Genomic DNA, 22,513 nt, shown 5'->3' with positions numbered 1-22,513 from the left:
CGGGCGGGGCGCCGTCAGTGCTCCCGCGCGAACTCCTCCACCACGCTGAACCCGCGCGTCGCCACGGCGATGAAGTGCACCCAGAGCGACTGGGACAGCGCCTGCGCCTCCTTGTCCTGCTTCGCCCGCTCGTCGGCCAGGCAGTAGGCGGACATCCACTCGCGCATCGCGAAGTTGTCCCGCGCCGGTCCCGTCAGTCCCTGGGCCTGGCTCATGTCGATGATGCGGGAGGCCACCACGCTGCGGCCCCAGCGGGTCCGCTGCTCCGGGCCGAGGCGGTCCCATGCCCAGGCTGCCTCGAGATCAGCGGCCTTCATGGATTCCTCCTTTCCCCTCTGCCCCGGGTTCGCGACGGTGCCACACCATCTCCCGGGCGACTTTACGGTTCATGAAACGTCGTTGTCGCGACCGCCGGCCGCCGCCTGACGGGCTTGTGTTGCGCCTCCCCGGGAACGCCTCCGGAACGCGTCCGGCGGACGGGCCGTTGACCCCCCCACCGCGCCTCCCTAGCCTTCCGTCCAACAAAACCAGGAGGAAGACCCCATGAACCGGAGGGCGATGATCGGCGCGCTCGCCACCGCACCGGCGGCCGCGACGCTGGCCCAGGCGCAGGCCCAGGCCCAGGCGCCCGCCCCGGGCGCGGCGCCGGCGGGGGCGGCCAAGACCTATGTGCTCGTCCACGGCGCCTATGGCGGCGGGTGGATCTGGCGCGACGTCGCCGCTGGCCTTCGCCGGATGGGGCACGAGGTCCGCACCCCCACCCAGACCGGCCTTGGCGAGCGCAGCCACCTCCTCTCCCGCCAGATCACCGTGGACACGCATGTCGAGGACGTCATGAACGTCATCGAGACCGACGAGCTCCGCGACATCATTCTCGTGGGCCATTCCTACGGCGGCGTGGCCGTCACCGGCGTCGCCGACCGGATGACGGACCGCGTCCGGCACGTCGTCTACCTCGACGCCCTGATCCCGGAGAACGGCGAGAAGGTGTTCGACATCCTGCCGGCGGGCATGGCGGACGGCCGCCGCAAGGTCGCGCAGGAGCAGGGCGGCGGCGTCGCCCTCCCGGTGCCGGGGCCGGAGGGCTTCCCGATCCCGGCCAGCCCCAACAAGGACTGGTTCATGCGCCGCCTGCGCCCGCATCCCATCGGCACCTACGAGAGCGCGATGCGCCTGGCGAAGCCGGCCGGCGCCGGGCTGCCCGTCACCTACGTCGCCTACACCAACCCGGCGCTCGCCTCGATCGAGCCGAGCCGGCAGCGCGCCAAGGCCAAGCAGGGCTGGCGCTACGTGGAGCTGCCCGTGCCGCACGACGTCGAGATCCCCGACCCCGGCCGCGTGGTGGAGCTCCTCGCGGGCATCGGCTGAAACCCGTCAACGGGGAGGGCGCGCCTTCCCCGTTGACGCCGGCCACGCCATGGACGCGGATGGGACCATGCAGCCGCCACCGCCTCCCGGATTCCATGCATCACCCGGGCGGGCCCGCTGATGCCGCCCGCGATCTACGCGCTCCTCGTCGTCAACTTCGCGGTCGGCACGCAGGGCTTCGTCTTCGGGGGGCTTCTCTCCGAGATGGCGGCCGATCTCGGCATCCCCGTCGGCACGGCGGGGCTGGCGATCACCGCCTCGGCCGTCACCTTCGCGATCGGCTCGCCCGTCTTCGCCGTCCTCCTCGCGCGCCTTGAGCGCCGCGCGATCCTCATCGTCGGCCTGGCCATCCTGCTGCTCGGCAACCTCGCCTGCATGGCGGCCCCCGGCTTCGGCGCCCTGATCGGCCTGCGCCTCGTCACGGGCACGGGCGCGGCGCTCGTGGGGGCGGTCGGTGGCGCCACCGCGGCCCAGCTCGTCTCGCCGGAGAAGCGCGGCCGGGTGCTGGCCCTCGTCCTCGGCGGGCTGACCCTCGCCTTCATGCTCGGGCTTCCGCTGGGCTCCGCGGTCGGCGGCGCCTATGGCTGGCGCGCCTGCTTCGCCCTCAGCGCCGCCATCGCGGCGCTGGCGCTCCTGGCCCTTCTCGCCGTCATGCCCCGGGTGCCGCCCATCCCGGGCCCACGGCCGAGCCCCGGCGCGCTCCTGCGCATCCCCCCCGTGCGCGCGGCCTTCGCCACGAATTTCCTCGCCTTCGTCGGCTCCTTCTGCGTCGTCGCCTTCACGGGGCCGCTGGTGAACCAGGTCACGGGGCTCGCGGGCGCGGCCGTCGGCCCCTTCCAGGCCTGCATCGGCGTCGGGTCCCTCCTCGGGCTCGCCGCCGGCGGCCGGACCGCCGATTCGCCGAAGGGGCGCACGGCGCTCCTCGCGGCGCTGGTGCTCCTGCTGCTCTGCCAGCTCTCCTACGCCTCGCTCCTCGCGGGCTGGGGCGGCGCCCGCTCGGCCTGGCTGCTGGCCCTGACCATCGTGCTGAGCGCGGGCGCCCTCTTCGCGGTGGTGCCGATCCTCCAGGCGCGCCTCGCGGCCCTGGCCGGCGCCGCGACGCCCCTGGCCCTCGCCCTCAACGGTTCCCTGGTCTCCCTCGGGCAGGGGGCGGGCGCGGCCATCGGCGGGTTCACCCGGAACCATCTCGGCTTCGCCTCGGCGGGGCTGGTGGGCGCCACCATTGTCCTCGCGGCGGCCCTCCTGGCAGCGCGCGTCCTTCCCCGCCTTGGCGCCGGCGTCACGCCGCGCGAAGCGGCGGAACCGGCGAGGCCCGGGCCATGAAGGGGAGGGTGTGGGGCATTCGGCAGCCCATCACACCCGTGGCGTAGAAAAGGCGGCCGGGATCGTTCCCGAAAGCGCCGGGGTAGGGGAGGGACCGGTTCCCGGCGGCAGGCGGGCCGCCGGGGTGGCACCTTTCCCTACTTGGCCGCGGCCGCGATGCCCTGCTGGATCAGCTCCGCCGCCTTCTCCGCCGAGCCCCAACCCGTGATCTTCACCCACTTGCCGGGCTCGAGGTCCTTGTAGCGGGCGAAGAAGTGCTCGATCTGCTGGCGCGTGATCTTCGGCAGGTCGTCGCAGGACTGGATGTCGGAGAAGAAGGGGTGGATCTTGTCGTGGGGCACGCAGACGAGCTTCTCGTCCTGCCCCGCCTCGTCCTCCATCAGCAGCACGCCGATCGGGCGGCAGCGGATCACGCAGCCGGGCACCACGGGGGCCGGGGTGAGCACCAGCGCGTCGGTCGGGTCGCCGTCGTCGGCGATGGTGCCGGGAACGAAGCCGTAGGCCGCCGGATAGGCCATCGGCGTGAAGAGGAAGCGGTCCACCACCACCGCGCCGGAGTCCTTGTCCAGCTCGTACTTCACCGAGGAACCCTCGGGAATCTCGATGACCACGTTGATGTCGTAGGGCGGGGCCTTGCCGGTCGGGATGAGGCTCGGGTTCATGGGGGCTGCGGTCCTGGCTCTCGTGGGCGCCGCGCCGCTCGCGCGGCCGGCGCATCCCCGTCCACGCGGCGGGGGCGCGTCGCCGCGGAATGCGGCGAACGATCGCGGCGGCTCTAGCAGCGCCGGCCCGGAGCAGCAATTCCGGCCAGCCATTCGCCGGCTTGCCGCCGCCCCGCTCCCCCGCCAGCATGGCGCGCCCGAAACGGCGAAGGGGACATGCCATGGACCATCCGACGATTGCCCGACGCGCGCTGCTCGCCGCTCCCCTCCTCGCAGCGCCGCTCGCCGCCCCCGCCCTCCTCGCGCCGCGGCCCGCCCGGGCGCAGGCGCCGGCCGGCCAGCCGCTCGTCGTCCGCAAGCAGGTCTTCGAGGCCGGCGAGTACCGCACCCGCGGCGGCGGCGTCGTGCCCAACGCGCGGATCGGCTACCAGACCGCGGGCACGCTGAACGCGGCCGGCGACAACGCCGTCCTCATCACCCACTTCTTCTCCGCCAACAGCCACGCCTTCGGCCGCCTCTCGCCCAACGGCCCCGCCGGCTACTGGGACAACATCGTCGGCCCCGGCAAGGCGATCGACACCGACCGGTTCTTCGTCGTCTCCTCCGACACGCTGGTGAACCTCAACCTCAACGACGCGACGACCACCAGCACCGGCCCCGCGACGATCGACCCCTCCACCGGCCGCCCCTTCGGCATGACCTTCCCGGTGGTCTCCATGCGGGACTTCATCGAGGTGCAGAAGCGCCTTCTCGACAGCCTCGGCGTGAAGCGCCTCGCCCTCGTCGCCGGGCCCTCCATGGGCGCGCTGCAGGCGATCGAGTGGGCCTGCGCCTACCCGGACATGATCGACCGCGTCATGCCCTCGGTGGTCACCGGCGAGTTCGACGCCTTCCTGCTCGGCTGGATGGAGATCTGGGAGGTTCCCATCCGCATGGACCCGAACTGGCGGAACGGCGACTACTACGGCGCCGGGCGGGAGCCCCCGCTGCGCGGCCTGGCCGAGGCGCTGAAGATCGTCACCCTCCAGGCCCGCGACCGCGGCAGCCTGGCCCAGTTCGGCCGCCGCGCGCCGGAGGGCCAGGACCCCGCCCGCCGCATCGGCGACAGCTTCGCGGTGGAGCGCTTCCTCGACGAGGCCGCGGCGGCCCGCGCGAAGACGGCGGACGCCAACGCCTTCATCTATCTCACCCGCGCGAATCAGCTCTTCCTCAACGAGTACCCCGACAGCGCCGCGGCGCTGGCCCGCAGCAAGGCGAGCTGGCTCGTCCTTCCCGCGCCGGGCGACCACATCTTCCCCATCGCCTACGGCCGCGACCTCGGCGAGACCCTCCGCAAGGCGGGACGCCCGGTGACGGTCTTCGAGCTGGAGGGCGGGCTCGGCCACCTCGAGGGCGTCGCGAGCATGAACAAGGCCGAGGGCGCGATCCGCACCTTCCTCGGAACCGGAGCCTGATCTAAGGAACGCAGGGGAAGGGCCGGTAGCTCAACGGTCAGAGCTGGCCGCTCATAACGGCTTGGTTGCGGGTTCGATTCCTGCCCGGCCCATCCCTCTCACCGCCGCTGAGGCCAAGCCTTCGCGCCCCCATGGTGACGGGGCCGGCGACCTACCGGCCGAGGAGACCCCGCAGCAGGTCCGGCACGCGCGGCTCCCGTGCCCGGGGGGCCGGCGCCGCGGGCGCCGTGCCCACCGCCGCCGTCTCCCCCCGCGCCACCGCCAGTTGCGCCGCACAGTGCCCCCCGGCCGGGGCCGCGCCGCGCCCGCCGAGAAGCCCCTCGGCCAGGGCGCCGAGCGCGGCCGCCTCCCCGTCGTCCGACCGCCGCGCCAACCCGCCCAGAACCCCCGCCGCCGCGGCCGCCGCGGCGTTGGGATCGACCGAGAAGCGCGGCGCCCCGAAGCGGCCGGTGATGCCGAGCGGCGTCGTCATCGACAGGTCCCCGACCCGCACCACCGGCCGCAGCCGGAAGGCGAGGGTCTCGTCCCCGAGATTGGCCGCGCCCGCGCCGGTGGTGCTCGCGACCCGCGTGTCGAGGAGGAGCGCCCTCGACTGCGCGACGCCGCCGGCGAGGTCGAAGCGGAGCGCGAGGCAGCGGATTTCCGACGCGCTGCCCAGGGCCTCGCCGGGGATGGCGCCGCGCAGGGCCGACGCCGCCCCGGCCAGCAGCCGCGGGTCGAGCTGCCCGCCCGTCATCGCGAGCCCCAGATGGCCCGACAGGCTGGCGGCGAGCGCCCGCGTGCTGGCGCCGGTCCCGGCGAGCGAAAGGTCGAGCGCCGCGGGACCCGAGACCGGCGGCGACACCCCCAGCGCCCGGAGGAGGGCGCCCACCTCCACCCCACCCTCGCCGCTGCGGAGCGCCAGGGACAGGCGCGGCGCCGGCCCCTCGGCCTCCACGGCGAAGCGCCCGGCGAGCGGGCCGCCCGGTGTCACGGCCGAGACGCGCTCCGCGGTCAGCTTGCCCCCCTCGAGCACCGCCCGCAGCGACAGGTCCCGCCAGTCCGCGCCGCCGGAGCGCAGCAGGGCGACGGTCGCCTCCGCGTCGAGGCTGAAGCCCGCGTCCCGGATCGCGGAGACGTCCACCGGGCGCTCGGGAATGACCCGCCCGTCCGGCCGCGCGCCGGGAGTGGGCGTAGGCGCGGTCACCGGCGCCGCCTCGGCGGGGGCCGGTGCGGCGGGCGCCGCAGCGCGCAGGGCGTCGGCGTCTACCCGTTCCATCACCGCGCGCAACTGGCCGTGCGGCACCGCTCCGACGCGCCAGCCGAAGCTGGCCCGCCCCGCCGCCTCGCGCGAGGCCAGCACGAGCTCCAGCACGTCCACCCCGTCCGCCAGCACGCGCGCCCGGCCGTCCAGCGCGGCCTCGTGCAGGCCCGGCGCGGCGGCGAAGCCGGCCCGCGCGCCGAGCGCCCGGAGGTCGGGCGCGCGGAGGGAGACCACCCAGTCCGTCCCCGCGACGCTCCGCCCCGGCGCCACCGCCCCGTTCACGCTTCCGGCCAGCCCCTCGCCCTCGAGGGTGATGGCGACCGGCCCGCCCCCGCCCGCCACCAGGGTCCGCAGCGACGGGCCCTGCGCCCCGAGATTCACAGCCAGCGCGCCGCTCCGCAGCGTGCCGCCGAGCGTGACCGGCGCGTCCGGCCCGGCGGCGTCGATCCGCAGCGGCCCGGCCAGGAGGCCCGGCGCGCCCGGGCGGAGCGTGGCCTCGGCCAGGGAGACGTGCAGCGCCTTCAGCCCGCTCTCCGCGTCGGTTTCCGCTACCAGCGACAACCCGCGCGCCTCCGGCAGCGAAACACCCGGCAAGGCCGGCGCCAGCCGCGCCGCCGTGTCGGCCGTGGCGGCCAGGCGCGCCCGCCAGCCGCCGCGGAAGGGCAGGGCGAGCGCCCCGCCCGCCTCCGCGTTCAGCCCGGGGGCCGAGAGGCCGAGGCGGAACGGCCACTCGCCGGCGGCCTCGCCCAGCAGCGCGGCGAGCGGACCGGCCGAGCCGTTCACCGTGGCGGCCACCCCGCGCGCGACCACCTGCCCCTCGGCGAGGAGGCCCTGCTCGGACCCGCGCAGAACGAGGCGCGGCACCTCGACCATCTCCTCCCGCCCGCCGGACCGCCAGGTGACCCGGCTCGCCTCGAGCGTCACGGCGCCGACATCGAGGCCGAAGGGCCGGGAGGGCGCGGCGGGGGCCGACGAGGGCGCCCCCTCGGGCCGCGGCGCCCGCACGAACTGCCAGTTGCCGCGCCCCGCGGCGTCCACCTCCAGGAGCAGGTCCGCGCCGAGGATCGCCAGGCTCCGCAGCTCGACCCGGCGCGACAGCAGGGGCAGCAGCGCCACCTCGGCCTCGATCCGGCGCGCGCGCAGCATCTCGGGCCGGGAGCCGCCCGGCGCGTTCGCCAGCACCGGCCCGTCGAGCGTGACCACCGGCACCAGGGAGGCCTTGAGGCCGACGGGGCCGGACAGGGTGAAGTCCCGGCCCGTCGCCTCCCGGACCGCCGCCTCCACCCGCGGCCGCACCCAATCCGAGTTCAGCACGAGGAGGAGCGCGGCGTAGCCGGCGAGCGGCAGGCCGACGAGGACCACGAGCAGACCGACCAGCCAGGGCCGCATCCGGCGGGGCGATCCTTGGCGTGGGGGCGGGTTCATGGCGCGGCTCCTGGCGTGACCTTCGCTGGAAACGTCAGCGGACCCGCTTCGCCGGCGGCGTCCGCGGCCGGTCGAAGCCGAGGAAGGCGAAGCTCTCGTTCATGTGGGGCGGCAGGGGCGCGGAGACCGAGAGGGTGCCGCCCTCGGGATGCGGCAGCTCGATCGTGCGCGCGTGGAGGTGCAGCAGCCCCGACATCCCCTCCAGGTGGGCGGCCGCCCCGCCATACTTGCCGTCGCCGAGGATGGGGCACTTCAGCGCGGCCGCCGCGTGCACGCGCAACTGGTGCGTCCGCCCCGTCAGCGGGTTCATCTCGAGCCAGGAGACGTGCTTGCGGGCGTTGTCCACCACCCGGAAATCGGTGACCGCGGCCGCGCCGTCGTCGCCCTCGCCGGCCGGGGCCGTGCGCTCGCCGCGCGGCCCGCCCTGGCGCGCGAGCGGCATGTTGATGCGCCCCGCCAGCGGGTGCGGGCGCCCGACGACGAGCGCCCAGTAGGTCTTGTGCGCGTCCCGCCCCCGGAAGGCCGCGGCCAGCCGCGCCGCCGCCGTTGCCGTGCGCGCCAGCAGCAGGACCCCCGAGGTGTCCTTGTCCAGGCGGTGCACCAGGCGCGGGCGCTCCTCGTGCCCGAAGCGCAGCGCGTCGAGCATCCCGTCCAGGTGGCGCGCGATGCTCGGGCCGCCCTGCACGGGCAGGCCGTGGGGCTTGTCGAGCGCGATGACGGAATCGTCGCGGTAGATGACCATCCGCTCGAGCATCGCCGCGTCGCGCTCCGACACCGCCGGCCGGGCCGGCTCGGGGGAGGGGGCCTCGGGCATGGGCGGCACCCGGATCTCCTGCCCGGGGGCCAGCCGGGTGCCGGTTTCCGCCCGCTTGCCGTCCACCCGCACCTGCCCGGTGCGCAGCATCTTCTGCAGCGCCCCCTGGGTCAGGTTCGGGTGATGCCGGCGGAACCAGCGGTCCAGCCGGAGGTCAGCCTCGTCGGCGAGAACGGTCTGATGGGTGATGCTCATGGTGGCCCGGGTTTAGCACCGCCCCCGGGGCGGCGCGCACCCCAGGACTTCGCAGCGGGGGCACTTCGCAGCAGGGCCCCGTTCGAGCAAGGTCCCGGCATGCGCGAGCACGACTTCCCGCCGATCCGCACCGCGCGCCTCACCCTCCGCCCGGCGGTCCGCGCGGACGCGGGGCCGCTCGCCGCGCTGATGACGCCGGCGATCTCCGCCCGCCTGGCCGCCTGGCCCATCCCCTGGACGGCGTCGCTCATGCGGGCGCGCATCGTCGAGTGGCGCGCGATCGGCCTTGCCGGCGTCGTCCGCCGCACGGAGGACGAGGCGCTGGTCGGCTGGGTCCACGCGCTGCGCAAGCGCGGCGACGCGGACCGCGCCACCATGGGCTGGTGGTGCGCGGAGCCCCACCAGGGGCGGGGCTATATCCGCGAGGCGGCGGCGGCCCTGCTCCCGGCCGCCTTCGACCGCCTCGGTGTCGCGGTCGTCGAGGCCGGCGCGCAGCCCGACAACCACGCCTCCCTCGCCGTCATGCGCGCCCTCGGCATGCGGCGGGTGGGGGAGCGCGTGGACCTGGCGCCCGCCCGTGGCCGGGAGGAACGGATCGTCGTCCACGAGGTCCGCGCCCCGGGGCGCCGCGAGGGGCTTGCGCCGCCGGCGATCCCGGTCCTCAAGCGGGAGGGCACAGGAACAGAGGAGCGCCCCATGGCCGTGAAGGCAGGAACCCCCGTCGCCCCCGAGGACATCGCCCTCATCCGGGACTGGTTCGCACGGCTGGCCGAGCACGTCCGCGCCGTGGACTTCGCCCCGGCCCGCGCCCTCTTCGCGGAGGACTTCATCGCCTTCGGCACCCACACCGACTTCATGAACGGGCGCGACAACGCGGAGGCCAACCAGTGGCGCCGGGTCTGGCCGACCATCGACGGCTTCACCTGGCGGCTGGACGGGGTGCAGGCCGTCGTCTCGCCCGACCGCCTCCACGCGACGGGCATGGCGGTCTGGGACTCCACGGGCTACCGCGAGGACGGGTCGCCCTTCGACCGCCTCGGCCGCGCCACCGTCACCTTCGCCCGCGAGACGATCGGCGACCCCTGGGTGGCCACCCACACCCACATGTCGCTCTTCCGCGGCACGCCGGAGGTCTCCCACGGGCGGAAGCCCTCGCGAAGCTGAGCTAGGGCCGGCGGAAGCGCAGCATGAGGTTGTTCGCGGGCATCTCCCGGATATCCGGGGCGCCGAAGCCCTGCGCCGCCGCCTGTGCCGAGACCGCCTCCAGGTCGCGCAGGCCCCAGGAGGGGTTCCGCGCGCGGAGGTCGGCGTCGAAGGCGGCGTTGCTCGGCGCCGTGTGGCGCCCGCCGACCCGGTAGGGGCCGTAGAGGATCAGGGTGCCCCCGGCCGGAAGGCACGCGGCGGCCCCGCGCAGCAGACCCTCCGTCGCCGCGGGCGGCGCGATGTGGATCATGTTGATGCAGAGCACCGCGTCCGCCCGGTCCACCGGCCAGCCCGGCGCCGCCGCGTCCAGCGCGACCGCCGGCCGGATGTTCGGCCGCCCCTCCGCCCAGGCGTCGATGCTGGCGAGGGCCGCGGGATCGGGGTCGCTCGGCTGGAAGTCGAGGGCGGGCAGGGCCGCCGCGAAATGGGCGGCGTGCTCGCCGGACCCGCTCGCGACCTCCAGCACGAGGCCCCGGGCCGGCAGCCAGCCGCGCAGCACCGCGAGGATGGGCTCCCGGTTCCGCGCCGCCGCCGGCGCGTGACGGCGCGGGTCGCCGCTCATGCCGCGCGCTGCCCGAGGAGCCAGCCGAGGGCGAAGGCCCCGAGCCCCCCGCCGATCGTCACGGCCAGGTAGAGCGCGGCCAGCGCCGGGGAGCGCTGGAACAGCGCGCCCGTGTCCAGCGAGAAGGCCGAGAAGGTGGTGAAGCCGCCGAGGACGCCCGTCACGAGGAAAAGCCGGAGCTCCGGCGCCAGCGCCGCCCCGTCCGCCACGGCCCCCCCGATGGCGCCGATCGCGAGGCTGCCCACCACGTTCACCGCGAGGGTTCCCCAGGGGAAGTCCGCCCCGGCGTGGCGCAGCGCCATCACCCCCACGAGGTGCCGCAGCACCGAGCCGACCGCGCCGCCCGCGGCCACGCAGAGCACCGGCCCGAGCGAAAGCGGGTTCACCGGCCGCCTCCCCGGATCTCGTCCCGCAGGGCTTCGAGCCGCTCGAGGTGCCGCGCCACCCGTGCCTCCGCCCCGCGCTCGGTCGGGCGGTAGAGCCGCAGCCGCTCCATCCCGTCCGGGAAGTAGTTCGCGCCGGAGAAGCCCTCCTCCGTGTCGTGGTCGTAGGCGTAGTCCCGCCCATAGCCGAGGCTCTTCATGAGCTTCGTCGGCGCGTTGAGGATGTTGGCGGGCGGCATCAGGCTGCCCGTCTCGCCCGCGGCCGCCTGCGCCGCCTTCCAGGCCGCGTAGGCCGCGTTCGACTTCGGCGCCGCCGCCAGGTGCAGCACGAGCTGCGCCAGGGCCAGCTCCCCCTCCGGGCTGCCCAGCCGCTCGTAGGTCTCCCAGGCCGCGAGGGCGAGGGTGAGCGAGGCCGGGTCCGCCGCCCCCACGTCCTCGGAGGCGAAGCGCAGCAGCCGGCGGGCGATGTAGCGGGCGTCCTCGCCGCCCTTGATCATCCGCGCAAACCAGTAGAGCGCCGCGTCCGGGTCGGAGCCCCGCAGGGACTTATGAAGGGCCGAGATGAGGTTGTAGTGCTCCTCCCGGTCCTTGTCGTAGAGCGCGGCGCGGCGGGCCAGGAGCGAGGAGAGACCGGCCACGTCCAGTGCGCGCGTCCCCGCGGGCAGGGCCTGAAGCTGCTCCGCCATGTTCAGCAGGTAGCGCCCGTCGCCGTCTGCCATGGCCCGCAGCGTGGCCCGGGCGGCCTCGTCCAGCGGCAGCGGCCGCCCGCCCTCAGCCTCCGCGCGCGCGAGGAGGAGCTCCAGCGCCGCGTCGTCCAGCCGCTTGAGGACCATGACCTGGCAGCGCGACAGCAGGGCGCCGTTGAGGGCGAAGGAGGGATTCTCCGTGGTCGCGCCCACCAGCACCACGGTCCCGTCCTCCACCACCGGCAGGAAGCCGTCCTGCTGCGCCCGGTTGAAGCGGTGGATCTCGTCGACGAAGAGCAGCGTCACCTGCCCGCCCGCCCGCCGCATCCGGGCCTCGTCGAAGGCGCGCTTGAGGTCCGCCACCCCCGAGAAGACGGCCGAGAGGGAGGCGAAGCGCAGCCCCGCCTCCTCGGCGAGGAGGCGGGCGATGGTGGTCTTTCCCACCCCCGGCGGGCCCCAGAGGATGAGCGAGGCCAAGGCGCCCCGGTCCAGCATCCGCCGCAGCGATCCCTGGGATCCCAGGAGCTGGTCCTGCCCGACCACCTCCGACAGCGTCCGCGGCCGCAGCCGGTCCGCCAGCGGCCGGGGGCCCGCGGGCGCGGCGGAAGGGGGCGGCTCGTCGGCGCCGAAAAGATCCTCAGAGGCGGGGCGGCGGGGGGGCATGCGCCCAGGATAGGCGATGCCGGCTCGCGGTTCGATGGGGGCGCCGGCCTGGCCGATCCGGGCTAGACAGGAGGCACGGAGGAATCGCCAGGCCCCAGCCGACCCGCCGCGCCCTCGGCGCCGCCATCCTCGCCCTGTCGGCGCTCCGGGCCGGAGGGGCGGAGGCCCAGCTCGCCTGGCCCAGCCGCCCGATACGGCTGCTTGCGCCCTACACGCCCGGCGGCGGCGTGGACACGACCGCCCGCCTCCTCGCGACGCCCATGGGCGCGGCCCTCGGCCAGCCCGTCGTGGTGGAGAACCGCCCGGGCGCGGGCGGCAGCCTCGGCGCCGGGGAGCTCGCCCGCTCGGCCCCGGACGGCCACACCATCATGGTCGACGCCCTCGCCCATGTGGTGAACCCCTTCGTGCTGCGCGGTCTGCCCTTCGACTACGGCACGGCCTTCGCGCCCATCAGCGAGGTGGTGGTGCTTCCCCAGCTCCTCGTCGTGGACCCCGCCCGGGTCCCCGCCGGCTCGCTTGCCGAGTTCATCGCCTGGGCGAAGGGGCAGCCGAACCTCTCCTACGGGTCCTCGGGCAACGCCACGGCCGCCCATCTCGCCGCCGCCCTCTTCCTCCAGCGCGCCGGCCTCGACATCCAGCACGTCCCCTACCGGGGGGGCACGGCGGCGCTGCAGGACATGATGAGCGGCAGCACCGCCTTCGTCTTCGGCACCGTCTCCTCCTCCGTCCAGCTCGTGCGTGACGGCCGCCTCCGGGCCCTCGGCGTCACCACGGCGGCGCGCATCCCGCCCCTGCCGGACATCCCGACGATCGCGGAGCAGGGCTTCCCCGGCTACGAATTGAACGAGTGGAACGGGCTCTACGCCCCCGCCCGGACGCCCGCGCCGGTGGTGCAGCGTCTGTTCGAGGCCTCGACGGCGGCGCTGGCCGATGGGACGGTGAGGCAGCGCCTGGAGGCCCTCGGCGCCATTCCGGTCGGCACCGACCCCGCCACCTTCGCGGCCTATGTCACGGCCCAGAGGGCGGCCATGGCCGACATCGTGCGGAGCGCGAGGATCGAGGCGGGCTGACGGCGCGGCGCCGCGTATCGCGCCGGCCGGCGCCCGTTCAGCGCCGCGGCGGGCCCAGGCGCGGCTCGGCCCGCCGTCCCGCTTCGCGCCCCGCCTCCGGCCAGGCCGGCGGGGGCGGGATTGGCGGCGTCATGCGCGGCGCGCGCTCGTCCCGGAAGCGGTCATCCCGGGGGGAGGGGTCCGACCGCATGACGGAATCCTCGTAACCGTCCTCGGCCGCTGCGCGGCGCCGCATGCCCGGCTCCGGCAGGCGCAGGGCGAGGCTGCGGATCTCCTGCTGGACCTCGTCCAGCTGCGCCTCGATCGCGTCCAGCCGCGACTTCGTGCCGAAGACGCTGAAGGGCATCATCACGAAGGCCAGGACGAAGAGCAACCCGAGCAGGAGGATGACCAGCCCGCTCCATTCCGGCAGCCCCGGGATCGCCAGCCTTGCGGCGAGTTCCGAATTCAGCACGCCGCGTCCCTCCGTCCCCTCGTCTCAACCGCCCGTCACGCTCATGTGCCGGCCGACCGAGGGGCGGGCGTCCCGCCCTATGACGAAGTCATGCCCCTTCGGCTTCCGCGCAATGGCGGAGAGAATCGCGTCCCGCAAGCCCGCATCGCCGACCGAGGGGTCGCGAAGGGGGGCGCGAAGGTCCGCCGCGTCCTCCTGGCCAAGGCACATGTAGAGGGTGCCCGTGCAGGTCAGCCGCACGCGATTGCAGGATTCGCAGAAATTGTGGGTCATCGGCGTGATGAAGCCGAGGCGCTGGCCGGTCTCCGCCACCGTGTCGTAGCGCGCCGGGCCGCCCGTGCGGTGCTCGCTCGGCACCAGGGTCCAGCGCTCGGCGATCCGCCGCCGCACGGCCGAGAGCGGAAGGTACTGGTCCGTCCGGTCGCCGGCGACGTCGCCCATCGGCATCGTCTCGATCAGGGTGAGGTCGAAGCCGTGCTCGCCGCACCAGGCGATCAGGCGGTCGTACTCGTCCTCGTTCACCCCCTTCAGCGCCACCGCGTTGATCTTCACCGCCAGCCCCGCCGCCTTGGCCGCGAAGATGCCGTCGAGCGTCTGGTCGAGCTTTCCCCAGCGGGTGACCGCGGTGAAGGTCGCGGGGTCCAGCGTGTCCATCGACACGTTGATGCGCCGCACGCCCGCCCGGAAGAGGCCGTCCGCCATCTTCGTCAGCTGGGTGCCGTTGGTGGTCACCGTCAGCTCCCGAAGACCGGGCCCGGCCTCCTTCGGGCCGATCCGGCGCCCGAGCGCCTCGAAAAGCTGCATGACCCCGCGCCGCACCAGCGGCTCCCCGCCGGTCAGCCGAATTCGCTCGACGCCGAGGTCAATGAAGGCGCCGCAGAGCCGCTCTAGTTCCTCGAGCGTGAGGAGCTCGCGCTTGGGGAGGAAGGTCATGTCCTCGGCCATGCAGTAGACGCAGCGGAGGTCGCAGCGATCCGTCACCGAAACCCGGAGATAGGAGATCCGCCGGCGGAACGGATCGAGCATGAAGGGGGGCACTCCTCGACGGGCGCCGGGGAGGGCGCCTCTCGCCCCGATTTGGGCCGCTCACCCCGCCCTTCGCAAGGGTGGCGGCTATGCCAGCAGCGCGATCGAGCCCGCCAGCACGAGGGCACCGAAGGCGAAGCGGCGGTACCAGACGGTGGGGATCACGTGGAACAGCCGGGTTCCGAGGCGGACGCAGAGGACCATCAGCGGCAGCAGGGCCGCGGTGCGGATCAGCGCGGTCGCGTCGATCAGGCCGCCGATCAGGGGCGGGACGACCGCGACGATGGCGATCAGCCCGAAGAAGAGGATCAGGTTGGCCCGGTGCCGCCGCGCCTCCTCCGGCCCCGAGAGGAAGTAGAGGATGATCGGCGGCCCCGACATGCCCGTGGCCCCCTTGAGCAGCCCGCCGACGGCCCCGACGAGGACGTTGAGCGGGAGCGGCCGCGCGCCCCGGTAGCGCCAGGGCGAGAGCAGCAGTAGGCCGAAGACGAGCACCAGCGCCCCGATGGCCCGCCGCAGCGCGAGGCCGTCCGCGTAGAGCAGCACCCCCGCCCCCAGCGGCGTCGCCAGCACGGCGGCCAGGCCGATCGGCAGCACCATCCGGCGGTCCGCCTCCTTGAAGGAGCGGGGAAGGAGCTGGACGGAGACGACGAGCTCCATGAGCAGCAGCACCGGCACGCCCGCCCGCGGCCCCCAGAGGGTCGAGAGGATCGGGGCCAGCAGGATGGCGGTCCCGAATCCCGAATAGCCCCGCATCACCCCCGCCACCCCGACGCCGAGCGCGGCGAGGAGAAAGGACAGGTGGAGGACCGCCTCCGCGAAGGCGCCGGCGAGATCGCTCACGGACCGGCGCCGTCGACGATCTCCAGGATGGTCTGCGCGGTGTTGATGAGCAGCTTGCCGGCGTTCTCGAAGTTGACGGTGACGCGATCTCCGACCACGGATTGGACCTGGCCGATTCCCCAATCGGGGCGGGCCGGGTGTCTGACATACTGGCCGGGTTCGAAAATGCTGTTCATATGATACTGCAGTCCGCTCCCTGTGCCGCGCCGCGGACGCCGGGGTGCGACTTCTCCGGCCGGTCGCTTTACTAGCCATCAAGCACGGGAGTGGCAAAAGCGGCACTCCCAACAGGAGCGCACGGATGAACGTGCTGTCCCTCGCGCAGGACCTCAGCGCGCGTATATGCCATGACATCGGCGGCCCGCTAGGCGCGCTGTCCGGAGCCCTCGACCTCGCGGAGGTGGAGCCGGTCGAGGCCCTCTCCGTCGCCCGCGACGGGGCCGCGGCCATGCGGCTGCGGCTGCGCCTCTGGCGGGCGGTGGCCGGGGCCGGGGCGGGGCCGCTCGGCCGCAACGGCCTTTCGGAACTGCTCGACGGCGCGCTCGCCAGCGGCCGCGTCACCGCCGACCTCTCGGGCCTGTCCGAGGCGACGCTCCCGGCGCCGCTGGCCCAGGCGGCGCTGGCCGCCGTCATGCTGGCCAGCGAGGCCCTGCCGCGCGGCGGCACGGTCCATCTGGCGGGCGAGGCGAGCGGGCTGGCGGTCTGGCCGGAGGGACGCAACGCCGCCTGGCCGCCCTGCCTGACCGCCGCGCTGGCCGGCGACGAGGTCTCCGGCCCGCGCGACGTCATGGCGCCGCTGCTGCTGCACCTGGCCGCCGCGGCGGGGATGGGGCCGGCCCTGGCGCTCGGGAGGGACGGCGCCGCCGCCCCGCTCACGCTCATGCCGGAAGCGAGGCAGCGCGTCGCCTAGCGACGCCAGGAATCGGGCGGTGCTTTACCAAATCTTCGGGCACCGACCGGCATGTTGATCCCCGCATATGGCTCGCGGGGTTCCCATGGACGACTTGATCGCCGATTTTCTTACCGAAACGAGCGAGGGGCTGGCCGGACTCGACACGGCCCTCCTCCGACTCGAGCGTCACCCGGACGATCCCCGGACGATCGGCGAGATCTTCCGCCTCATCCACACCATCAAGGGCACCTGCGGCTTCCTCGGCCTCGGCCGCCTCGAGCGCGTGGCCCATGCCGGCGAGAACGTCCTCGGCCGCTACCGGGACGGCTCGCTCGCCGTCACCTCGGGCGGCGTGTCGCTCATCCTGCGCGTGGTGGACCGCGTCCGCGAGATCATGGCCGGGTTGGAAGCGTCCGGGAACGAGCCGGCCGGCGACGACAGCGCCATCATCGCCGAGCTGGACGCGGTCTTCGCGGGCCACGCCCCCGTCGAGGACGCCGCCCCGCCGCCGGCCGGCGAGCCCGCCGGCGGGACGAGCGGCGCGACCGGGCCGGTCGTCGACGCCGCGGCGCCCTCCGCGCCCGCGGCGCAGGCCCCCGCCAAGGGCGGTGCGAAGCCCGCCCGCGCGCGCCGCGCGAAGCCCGCGCCGGCCGAGACGGCCAGCGCCCCGGCCGCCCCCGAGCCCGCCACCCCCGAGCCCCCCGTCCCCGTCCCCGTCCGCGCGGCGGCGCCCCCGGCCGAGCCGGCCCCCGCCACCGAAGGCGTGGGCGTGGCCCAGACGCTGCGCGTGAACGTCGACGTGCTCGAGAGCCTCATGACGCTCGTCAGCGAGCTCGTCCTGACTCGCAACCAGCTCCTGCAGCTCTCCCGCGCCCGCAACGACACCGCGCTCACCGGCCCGCTCCAGCGCCTGTCGCACATCACTTCCGAGCTGCAGGAGGGGGTGATGAAGACCCGCATGCAGCCGATCGGCAACGCCTGGAAGGGCCTGCCGCGCCTGGTGCGGGACCTCTCGCGCGAGCTGGGCAAGAAGATCGAGCTCGAGATGCGCGGCGCCGAGACCGAGCTCGACCGCCAGGTGCTCGAGATGATCCGCGACCCGCTGACCCACATGGTCCGCAACTCCGGCGATCACGGCCTCGAAGGGCCGGCGGAGCGCCGCGAGGCCGGCAAGCCCGAGGCCGGGCGCATCATCCTGGACGCCTATCACGAGGGCGGGCACATCATCATCGAGGTCGGCGACGACGGGCGCGGCCTGCCGGTCGAGAAGATCCGCGCGAAGGTGCTCGCCCAGGGCCTCGCCACCGAGCAGGAGCTCGCCGGCATGGGCGAGCGCGACATCCAGCGCTTCATCTTCCGCGCCGGCTTCTCCACCGCCGCGGCGGTCACCTCCGTCTCCGGCCGCGGCGTCGGCATGGACGTCGTGAAGACCAACGTGGAGAAGATCGGCGGTACCATCGACCTCCGGTCGCGGGAAGGGAAGGGCACCACCTTCCTCATCAAGATCCCCCTGACCCTGGCCATCGTCTCCGCCCTGATCGTCGAGGCCGGCGGCGAGCGCTTCGCCATCCCGCAGATCGGCGTCGTGGAGCTCGTCCGGGCCGGCGACGGCGTGATGCACATCAAGGACGCTCCGGTCCTGCGCCTCCGCGACCGACTGCTGCCCCTGGTGTCCCTCTCCCGGCTGCTGCGCCTCGATGACCGGGTGCCCGACGCGTCGGCCGCGGAGCGCGGCGGCTTCGTCGTGGTCACGCAGGTGGGGCAGAACCTCTTCGGCATCATTGTCGACCGCGTCTTCGACACCGAGGAGATCGTGGTGAAGCCCGTCGCGCCCATTCTGCGGCACGTCACCATGTTCAGCGGCAACACGATCCTCGGCGACGGGTCGGTCATCATGATCCTCGATCCGAACGGCATCGCCCGGGCCACCGGCGTCGGCGCCGAGGGCGTGCAGGAGGATCGCCGGAGCGCGGCGGTCACCACCGCCACCTCGGCCGAGCGCCTGTCCCTCCTGCTCTTCCGCGCGGGAGACGGCGGGCCGCGCGCGGTGCCGCTCGGGCTGGTCGCCCGGCTGGAGGACCTGCCCGCGGAGCGGATCGAGATGTCCCACGGCAAGCCGGTCGTCCAGTACCGCGGCGCCCTGATGCCGCTGGTCCCGATGTCGGACCACTGGGTGCCGCCGGCGCCGGGCGGACGCCAGGCCGTGCTCGTCTTCAACGACAGCGGCCGCGCCATGGGCCTCGCCGTGGACGAGATCCTCGACGTCGTCGAGGAGATGCTCAAGATCGAGAGCGGTCAGGAGCGCCCCGGCTACCTCGGCACGGCCGTGATCTCGGGGCGCGCCACGGAGGTGGTGGACTGCGCCTGGTGGCTGCGCCAGGCCGGGGACCACTGGTTCGGCTCGAATCGCTCCGCCTCGTCGCGCCGCACACGGGTCTTGGTCGTGGAGGACAGCGCCTTCTTCCGCAACATGCTCGTCCCCGCCCTCAGCGCCGCCGGCTTCGAGGTGACGGCGGCCGCCAGCGGCACCCAGGCCCTGAAGCTGCGCGAGGCCGGCGACAGCTTCGACGTCATCGTGTCGGACATCGAGATGCCCGAGCTCGACGGCCTGGGCCTCGCCCGCGCCGTGCGGGATGGCGGCAGCTGGCACGAGACGCCGATGATCGCCCTCACCTCGCACACGGACGACGCCTCGGTCCGGCGCAGCCGGGAGGCGGGCTTCATGGACCACGTGCCGAAGTTCGACCGCGACGCCCTCCTGGGCGCGCTGCGCGGCTGCCTCGCCTCGGTCCAGGCGTCCGGCGGCAACTGAGCCGACCCGTCACGATCATTAGGAGATGCTCATGGACGCTGCCCTCGCTACCCGGCGTGCCACCGTGCCGGCAACCGCCGAAACTTCTGTTCTCACCCTGACGGTCGCCGGACAGCTCTGCGGTGTTCCCGTCCTCGGTGTGCGCGACATCCTGGGACCGCAGGCCATCACGCCCATCCCGCTGGCTCCTCCCGAGGTCGCGGGTGGCCTGAACCTGCGCGGCCGCATCGTGACCGCGGTCGACCTGCGCCGCCGTCTCGGCCTGCCGTCGCGCGATCCCAACGCCTCGCCTCCCATGAGCGTGGTCGTGGAAGGGGGTGGCGAGCTCTACGCGCTGCTCGCGGACTCCGTCGGCGACGTGCTGGCGCTCCCGGAAGCGAGCCTGGCCCCTAACCCGCCGACCCTTGATCCCCTCTGGCGCGAGGTCTGCGCCGGCGTTCACCAAGACGTGCCGGACAGCAGCGGTGGGGGCGCCTCAAGGCTGCTCATCATGCTGGATGTCGAGCGCATCCTAGACATCGGTTGAGAGGAGAAGGGAGATGCCGGACTGTCTCGTCGTGGACGACAGCCGCACCGTCCGCCGGGCCGCGCGCCGTATGCTGGAGGCGCAGGGCTTCGTGGTGCGGGAGGCCGAGGACGGCCAGCAAGCCCTCGAGGCCTGCCGCGCCGCGCTGCCGACGCTGGTGCTGCTGGACTGGAACATGCCCGTGATGGACGGCATCACCTTCCTCCGGCTTGCCCGGGAAGAGTTCGGCCCGGATGAGCCGCGCATCATGCTCTGTACGACGGAGACCGACTTCTCCCGGATCGTCGTCGCTCTCGAGGGTGGCGCCCAGGAGTACATCATGAAGCCGTTCGACGAGGCGATCCTGGCAGGCAAGCTCGAAGTGCTCGGATTGCTGCCGGACGCGGCGGCGTGAGCGGGGACTGGCCGGGCGGGTCGCCCGGCGCGAAGCCTGGCACCCCCTCCCAAGGGCGCCCGGTGCGCGTCATGATCTGCGATGATAGCCAGACCGTGCGCGGCATCCTCGCCGGACTGCTGAGTGCCGACCCTGAGATCGAGGTCGTCTCCCGTGTGGGCGACGGGCAGCAAGCGCTGGATGCCTTGGCTGAAGCGCGACCCGACGTGGTTCTTCTCGATCTCGAAATGCCGGTGCTGGACGGTCTTGCCGCTCTGCCTCGGCTGCTACGCGCCGACCCTCGCTTGGCGGTTATCGTCGCGAGCGCGGTGACGCAGCGCGGCGCGGCGGAGGCGATGTCCGCACTGCGGGCCGGCGCGTCTGACTACATCCCGAAGCCCGGTGCCGGTCGTGGCGGAGCATCGGACCCCGTCTTCCGGGCTGAGCTGCTGGAGAAGGTCAAGGGCTGGGCACGCATGCGCCGCCGGACCGCCGCGCTGGCCGCTGCACCGGTCACCCCCGTGAGCGCTGTCGCCGTGGTCTCGCCCAACGCGGGTCCGGCCACCCCGGTCATGTCCAACACGACCGCGGACGAGCCAGTTCCCTCAGACACTCGTGTTCTCCGATCCGCGACGACCATGCCTCCGCCAAGGCCAACGGGGCCCCCGCCTTCGGTGTTCAAGGCGGCACCGCCTGTCAAGCGAGTCTTGGCGCGCGTACCGGCGCCGGGCGTCGCGAGTGCGTCCGAGCTTCCGCCCCCTGCGTTGTCCCGAGCAGGAAAGGCCTCTGGAGCGCCGTCTCTCCTCGCCATCGGGTCGTCGACCGGTGGTCCGCAAGCGCTTGCCGCTTTCCTTCGGTCGCTCAACGGGGCACCCGTCGTTCCAATCGTGATTGTTCAACACATGCCCGCCGGATTCACCGCAATGTTGGCGGATCACCTGGATCGTCTCGGCTCGCTTCGAGTCGCCGAGGCCAGGGACGGGGAGGTCTTGCAGAACGGCCGAGCCTATGTCGCACCCGGCGACAAGCATCTGCTCATTGAGCGCGGCACCGGTGGATTGACCGCGAGGCTGAGGGACGACCCCCCCGAAAACTTCTGCCGGCCTGCGGTGGATCCAATGCTCCGCAGTGCTCAGCGCGCGTGTGACGGACGCGTTCTGGCTGTGATCCTCACCGGTATGGGCCAGGATGGCCTTGAAGGCTGCCGTAGCCTTGTTGCGGCTGGCGGTATCGTTCTGGCACAGGACGAGGCTTCTTCCGTGGTCTGGGGAATGCCCGGCGCGGTCGCGCGTGCTGGGCTTGCGAGAGAAATCCTCCCGCCGGAACGTTTGGGACCACGGGTTTCGGCGATGCTGAGCGGAGTAGGGACTGAGGCGGGGAGGATGGCGTCGTGAGCGGAACTGCGTTTGAGACGATTGCTGGGCTGGTGCACGCGCGCGCCGGCATCGTTCTGGGCGCCGACAAGTCCTACATGCTCGACACACGGCTTGGTGGCTTGATGCGCGAGCACGCGTTGCCCGATCTGGATGCCGTGGCGGCGAAGCTGCGCGGGCCAGCGAGCGAACGTCTGGCGGCGGCGGTCACCGAGGCCCTAACAACGAACGAGTCCTTCTTCTTTCGTGATGGGAAGCCTTTCGAGCATCTTCGGCGCGTCCTGCCGCGCTTGGCCGCAACGCGCCCTCTCGGGCATCGTCTGCGTGTCCTCTCGGCCGCTTGCTCCACGGGGCAGGAAGGATATTCGGTCGCCATGGTGGCAGACGCCCTCGGCTTGGCGTCCCGCCTCGAGGTTGTCGGAACTGATCTCAGCACCGACGTGGTCCGTCGGGCTCGTGAAGGCGTCTACTCCCAGTTCGAAGTGCAGCGGGGGTTGCCGGTTCAGATGCTGGTGAAGCACTTCAAGCAGGAAGGCACACAGTGGCGGATATCACCCGCCATGCGAGCTCTTGCACGCTTTGAGACGGGCAATCTGCTGGCTGATCTTCGTCCGCTCGGAACTTTCGACGTGATCTTCTGCCGAAATGTCCTTATTTACTTTGACGCGTCAACGAAGACGCGTGTGCTTTCCGCATTGGCGGACCGGTTGGCGCCGGATGGCGTTCTCTACCTTGGTGGGGCGGAGACTGTGCTCGGTTTGACGACACGTTTTGCGTCAGTCGAAGGTGAGCGCGGCGTCTATGCGTTGTCCCACACTCCAGTTCTAGGGTCTGTTAGCGCCTGAATCCTTGGCAAGATGCCTGTGTTCTCCGGCTTTGCGGAGGGTGCGATGGCGCTGACGGACCAGCAGTGGGCAGTGCTGGAGCCCTTGGTCGAGGCCTGCCGCCCGCACGCCAAGGTGCCGCCGCAGCACCTGCGCAGGACCATCGGCGCGATCCTCTGGCGACACGACAACGGCGCGAAGTGGCGGGCCCTGCCGGTGGAGGAGGGGCTCTGGTGGGTTCGGAGCACTGCTCCGAACGCCACGGGCTGGCTGCACAGACCTTCATACGCTGGTCGCGCCTGGGCGTGTGGGAGCGCCTGCTGAGCATGGCGCAGGAAC

At 73.4% G+C, this 22,513-nt stretch carries 22 protein-coding genes, 1 tRNA gene and 1 pseudogene; 13 read left to right on the top strand and 11 right to left on the bottom strand.

What is annotated here, in order from left to right; genetic code table 11:
- Positions 1–14: 14 nt before the first annotated feature.
- Positions 15–317, bottom strand: a complete 303-nt coding sequence (locus EAH89_RS22445; protein ID WP_140885942.1) for a hypothetical protein — start codon at positions 315–317, stop codon at positions 15–17.
- A 226-nt stretch (positions 318–543) separates the two neighbouring features.
- Between EAH89_RS22445 and EAH89_RS22440 the strand changes: the two genes are divergently transcribed.
- Positions 544–1,368 (top strand): alpha/beta hydrolase, encoded by an 825-nt coding sequence (locus tag EAH89_RS22440; protein ID WP_140885941.1) that lies wholly within the window; start codon positions 544–546, stop codon positions 1,366–1,368.
- 120 nt (positions 1,369–1,488) lie between these two features.
- The gene (locus EAH89_RS22435) at positions 1,489–2,691 is read left to right on the top strand and encodes an MFS transporter (protein WP_140885940.1); all 1,203 of its coding nucleotides are present in this window, start codon (positions 1,489–1,491) and stop codon (positions 2,689–2,691) included.
- 137 nt (positions 2,692–2,828) lie between these two features.
- Here the strand turns inward: EAH89_RS22435 and ppa are convergent, their stop codons facing one another.
- Complete coding sequence (gene ppa, locus EAH89_RS22430; protein ID WP_140885939.1) at positions 2,829–3,353, bottom strand: inorganic diphosphatase; 525 nt, start codon at positions 3,351–3,353, stop codon at positions 2,829–2,831.
- 221 nt (positions 3,354–3,574) lie between these two features.
- Here ppa and EAH89_RS22425 point away from each other — a divergent pair, with 221 nt between their 5' ends.
- Both EAH89_RS22425 and EAH89_RS22420 read left to right on the top strand, forming a co-directional pair.
- Positions 3,575–4,807 carry an E22 family MetX-like putative esterase gene (locus EAH89_RS22425; protein ID WP_140885938.1) on the top strand — a complete coding sequence of 411 codons (1,233 nt, stop codon included), beginning with the start codon at positions 3,575–3,577 and terminating at the stop codon, positions 4,805–4,807.
- Between the two features lie 19 nt (positions 4,808–4,826).
- A tRNA-Ile gene (locus EAH89_RS22420) sits at positions 4,827–4,899 on the top strand.
- Between the two features lie 59 nt (positions 4,900–4,958).
- On the opposite strand, the gene EAH89_RS22415 is transcribed toward EAH89_RS22420, so the two are convergent.
- Positions 4,959–7,475 carry an AsmA family protein gene (locus EAH89_RS22415; protein ID WP_140885937.1) on the bottom strand — a complete coding sequence of 839 codons (2,517 nt, stop codon included), beginning with the start codon at positions 7,473–7,475 and terminating at the stop codon, positions 4,959–4,961.
- A gap of 34 nt (positions 7,476–7,509) precedes the next feature.
- The gene (locus EAH89_RS22410) at positions 7,510–8,484 is read right to left on the bottom strand and encodes an RluA family pseudouridine synthase (protein WP_140885936.1); all 975 of its coding nucleotides are present in this window, start codon (positions 8,482–8,484) and stop codon (positions 7,510–7,512) included.
- Between the two features lie 99 nt (positions 8,485–8,583).
- On the opposite strand from EAH89_RS22410, the gene EAH89_RS22405 reads away from it, so the two are divergent.
- Positions 8,584–9,648 carry a GNAT family N-acetyltransferase gene (locus EAH89_RS22405; protein WP_161993716.1) on the top strand — a complete coding sequence of 355 codons (1,065 nt, stop codon included), beginning with the start codon at positions 8,584–8,586 and terminating at the stop codon, positions 9,646–9,648.
- 1 nt (position 9,649) lies between these two features.
- On the opposite strand, the gene EAH89_RS22400 is transcribed toward EAH89_RS22405, so the two are convergent.
- From EAH89_RS22400 to EAH89_RS22390, 3 genes are read right to left on the bottom strand one after another with little or no spacing between them, the layout of a single operon-like run.
- The gene (locus tag EAH89_RS22400) at positions 9,650–10,249 is read right to left on the bottom strand and encodes a DUF938 domain-containing protein (RefSeq protein WP_140885934.1); all 600 of its coding nucleotides are present in this window, start codon (positions 10,247–10,249) and stop codon (positions 9,650–9,652) included.
- Positions 10,246–10,635 carry a fluoride efflux transporter CrcB gene (crcB, locus tag EAH89_RS22395; RefSeq protein ID WP_140885933.1) on the bottom strand — a complete coding sequence of 130 codons (390 nt, stop codon included), beginning with the start codon at positions 10,633–10,635 and terminating at the stop codon, positions 10,246–10,248. Before crcB ends, EAH89_RS22400 begins: the two co-directional genes overlap by 4 nt.
- The gene (locus tag EAH89_RS22390) at positions 10,632–11,981 is read right to left on the bottom strand and encodes a replication-associated recombination protein A (RefSeq protein WP_140885932.1); all 1,350 of its coding nucleotides are present in this window, start codon (positions 11,979–11,981) and stop codon (positions 10,632–10,634) included. The genes crcB and EAH89_RS22390 overlap by 4 nt, the downstream gene beginning before the upstream one ends.
- A gap of 227 nt (positions 11,982–12,208) precedes the next feature.
- Between EAH89_RS22390 and EAH89_RS22385 the strand changes: the two genes are divergently transcribed.
- The gene (locus EAH89_RS22385) at positions 12,209–13,051 is read left to right on the top strand and encodes a tripartite tricarboxylate transporter substrate-binding protein (protein WP_241667154.1); all 843 of its coding nucleotides are present in this window, start codon (positions 12,209–12,211) and stop codon (positions 13,049–13,051) included.
- A gap of 37 nt (positions 13,052–13,088) precedes the next feature.
- On the opposite strand, the gene EAH89_RS22380 is transcribed toward EAH89_RS22385, so the two are convergent.
- The 4 genes from EAH89_RS22380 to EAH89_RS22365 form a co-directional block, all read right to left on the bottom strand.
- A complete protein-coding gene (locus EAH89_RS22380; RefSeq protein WP_140885930.1) occupies positions 13,089–13,505 on the bottom strand; it encodes a hypothetical protein in 417 nt (138 codons plus the stop codon).
- A 24-nt stretch (positions 13,506–13,529) separates the two neighbouring features.
- Complete coding sequence (gene moaA / locus EAH89_RS22375; RefSeq protein WP_140885929.1) at positions 13,530–14,531, bottom strand: GTP 3',8-cyclase MoaA; 1,002 nt, start codon at positions 14,529–14,531, stop codon at positions 13,530–13,532.
- Between the two features lie 87 nt (positions 14,532–14,618).
- Positions 14,619–15,374 carry a sulfite exporter TauE/SafE family protein gene (locus EAH89_RS22370; protein WP_241667153.1) on the bottom strand — a complete coding sequence of 252 codons (756 nt, stop codon included), beginning with the start codon at positions 15,372–15,374 and terminating at the stop codon, positions 14,619–14,621.
- Positions 15,371–15,550, bottom strand: coding sequence for a DUF3553 domain-containing protein (locus EAH89_RS22365; protein WP_140885928.1), 180 nt, complete (start codon positions 15,548–15,550; stop codon positions 15,371–15,373). Before EAH89_RS22365 ends, EAH89_RS22370 begins: the two co-directional genes overlap by 4 nt.
- Before the next feature lie 125 nt (positions 15,551–15,675).
- Here EAH89_RS22365 and EAH89_RS22360 point away from each other — a divergent pair, with 125 nt between their 5' ends.
- The 7 genes and pseudogenes from EAH89_RS22360 to EAH89_RS22330 all read left to right on the top strand — a co-directional run.
- Positions 15,676–16,284, top strand: coding sequence for a histidine phosphotransferase family protein (locus tag EAH89_RS22360; protein WP_140885927.1), 609 nt, complete (start codon positions 15,676–15,678; stop codon positions 16,282–16,284).
- An 85-nt stretch (positions 16,285–16,369) separates the two neighbouring features.
- Positions 16,370–19,078 (top strand): hybrid sensor histidine kinase/response regulator, encoded by a 2,709-nt coding sequence (locus tag EAH89_RS22355; protein WP_140885926.1) that lies wholly within the window; start codon positions 16,370–16,372, stop codon positions 19,076–19,078.
- A gap of 31 nt (positions 19,079–19,109) precedes the next feature.
- Positions 19,110–19,604 carry a chemotaxis protein CheW gene (locus tag EAH89_RS22350; RefSeq protein ID WP_140885925.1) on the top strand — a complete coding sequence of 165 codons (495 nt, stop codon included), beginning with the start codon at positions 19,110–19,112 and terminating at the stop codon, positions 19,602–19,604.
- Between the two features lie 13 nt (positions 19,605–19,617).
- Positions 19,618–19,998: a response regulator gene (locus EAH89_RS22345; protein ID WP_140885924.1), complete on the top strand. Its 381-nt coding sequence runs from the start codon at positions 19,618–19,620 to the stop codon at positions 19,996–19,998.
- A 71-nt stretch (positions 19,999–20,069) separates the two neighbouring features.
- The gene (gene cheB, locus EAH89_RS22340; protein WP_140885982.1) at positions 20,070–21,371 is read left to right on the top strand and encodes a chemotaxis-specific protein-glutamate methyltransferase CheB; all 1,302 of its coding nucleotides are present in this window, start codon (positions 20,070–20,072) and stop codon (positions 21,369–21,371) included.
- A complete protein-coding gene (locus EAH89_RS22335; RefSeq protein WP_140885923.1) occupies positions 21,368–22,195 on the top strand; it encodes a CheR family methyltransferase in 828 nt (275 codons plus the stop codon). The genes cheB and EAH89_RS22335 overlap by 4 nt, the downstream gene beginning before the upstream one ends.
- Before the next feature lie 45 nt (positions 22,196–22,240).
- Positions 22,241–22,513, top strand: a pseudogene (locus EAH89_RS22330) (transposase); the annotation flags it as partial.

It is taken from the genome of Muricoccus nepalensis, assembly GCF_006438825.1.
Lineage (GTDB): Bacteria > Pseudomonadota > Alphaproteobacteria > Acetobacterales > Acetobacteraceae > Roseomonas > Roseomonas nepalensis.
The sequence above is the reverse complement of the archived record's forward strand: the minus strand, read 5'-3'. Positions and strand labels throughout refer to the sequence as shown.

Excerpts from the sequence above, each read along its gene's own strand:
- EAH89_RS22445 (WP_140885942.1), bottom strand. The coding sequence starts at position 317 with ATGAAGGCCGCTGATCTCGAGGCAGCCTGGGCATGGGACCGCCTCGGC.
- EAH89_RS22440 (WP_140885941.1), top strand. The coding sequence starts at position 544 with ATGAACCGGAGGGCGATGATCGGCGCGCTCGCCACCGCACCGGCGGCC.
- EAH89_RS22435 (WP_140885940.1), top strand. The coding sequence starts at position 1,489 with ATGCCGCCCGCGATCTACGCGCTCCTCGTCGTCAACTTCGCGGTCGGC.
- ppa (WP_140885939.1), bottom strand. The coding sequence starts at position 3,353 with ATGAACCCGAGCCTCATCCCGACCGGCAAGGCCCCGCCCTACGACATC.
- EAH89_RS22425 (WP_140885938.1), top strand. The coding sequence starts at position 3,575 with ATGGACCATCCGACGATTGCCCGACGCGCGCTGCTCGCCGCTCCCCTC.
- EAH89_RS22415 (WP_140885937.1), bottom strand. The coding sequence starts at position 7,475 with ATGAACCCGCCCCCACGCCAAGGATCGCCCCGCCGGATGCGGCCCTGG.
- EAH89_RS22410 (WP_140885936.1), bottom strand. The coding sequence starts at position 8,484 with ATGAGCATCACCCATCAGACCGTTCTCGCCGACGAGGCTGACCTCCGG.
- EAH89_RS22405 (WP_161993716.1), top strand. The coding sequence starts at position 8,584 with ATGCGCGAGCACGACTTCCCGCCGATCCGCACCGCGCGCCTCACCCTC.
- EAH89_RS22400 (WP_140885934.1), bottom strand. The coding sequence starts at position 10,249 with ATGAGCGGCGACCCGCGCCGTCACGCGCCGGCGGCGGCGCGGAACCGG.
- EAH89_RS22390 (WP_140885932.1), bottom strand. The coding sequence starts at position 11,981 with ATGCCCCCCCGCCGCCCCGCCTCTGAGGATCTTTTCGGCGCCGACGAG.
- moaA (WP_140885929.1), bottom strand. The coding sequence starts at position 14,531 with ATGCTCGATCCGTTCCGCCGGCGGATCTCCTATCTCCGGGTTTCGGTG.
- EAH89_RS22365 (WP_140885928.1), bottom strand. The coding sequence starts at position 15,550 with ATGAACAGCATTTTCGAACCCGGCCAGTATGTCAGACACCCGGCCCGC.
- EAH89_RS22360 (WP_140885927.1), top strand. The coding sequence starts at position 15,676 with ATGAACGTGCTGTCCCTCGCGCAGGACCTCAGCGCGCGTATATGCCAT.
- EAH89_RS22355 (WP_140885926.1), top strand. The coding sequence starts at position 16,370 with ATGGACGACTTGATCGCCGATTTTCTTACCGAAACGAGCGAGGGGCTG.
- EAH89_RS22350 (WP_140885925.1), top strand. The coding sequence starts at position 19,110 with ATGGACGCTGCCCTCGCTACCCGGCGTGCCACCGTGCCGGCAACCGCC.
- EAH89_RS22345 (WP_140885924.1), top strand. The coding sequence starts at position 19,618 with ATGCCGGACTGTCTCGTCGTGGACGACAGCCGCACCGTCCGCCGGGCC.
- cheB (WP_140885982.1), top strand. The coding sequence starts at position 20,070 with ATGATCTGCGATGATAGCCAGACCGTGCGCGGCATCCTCGCCGGACTG.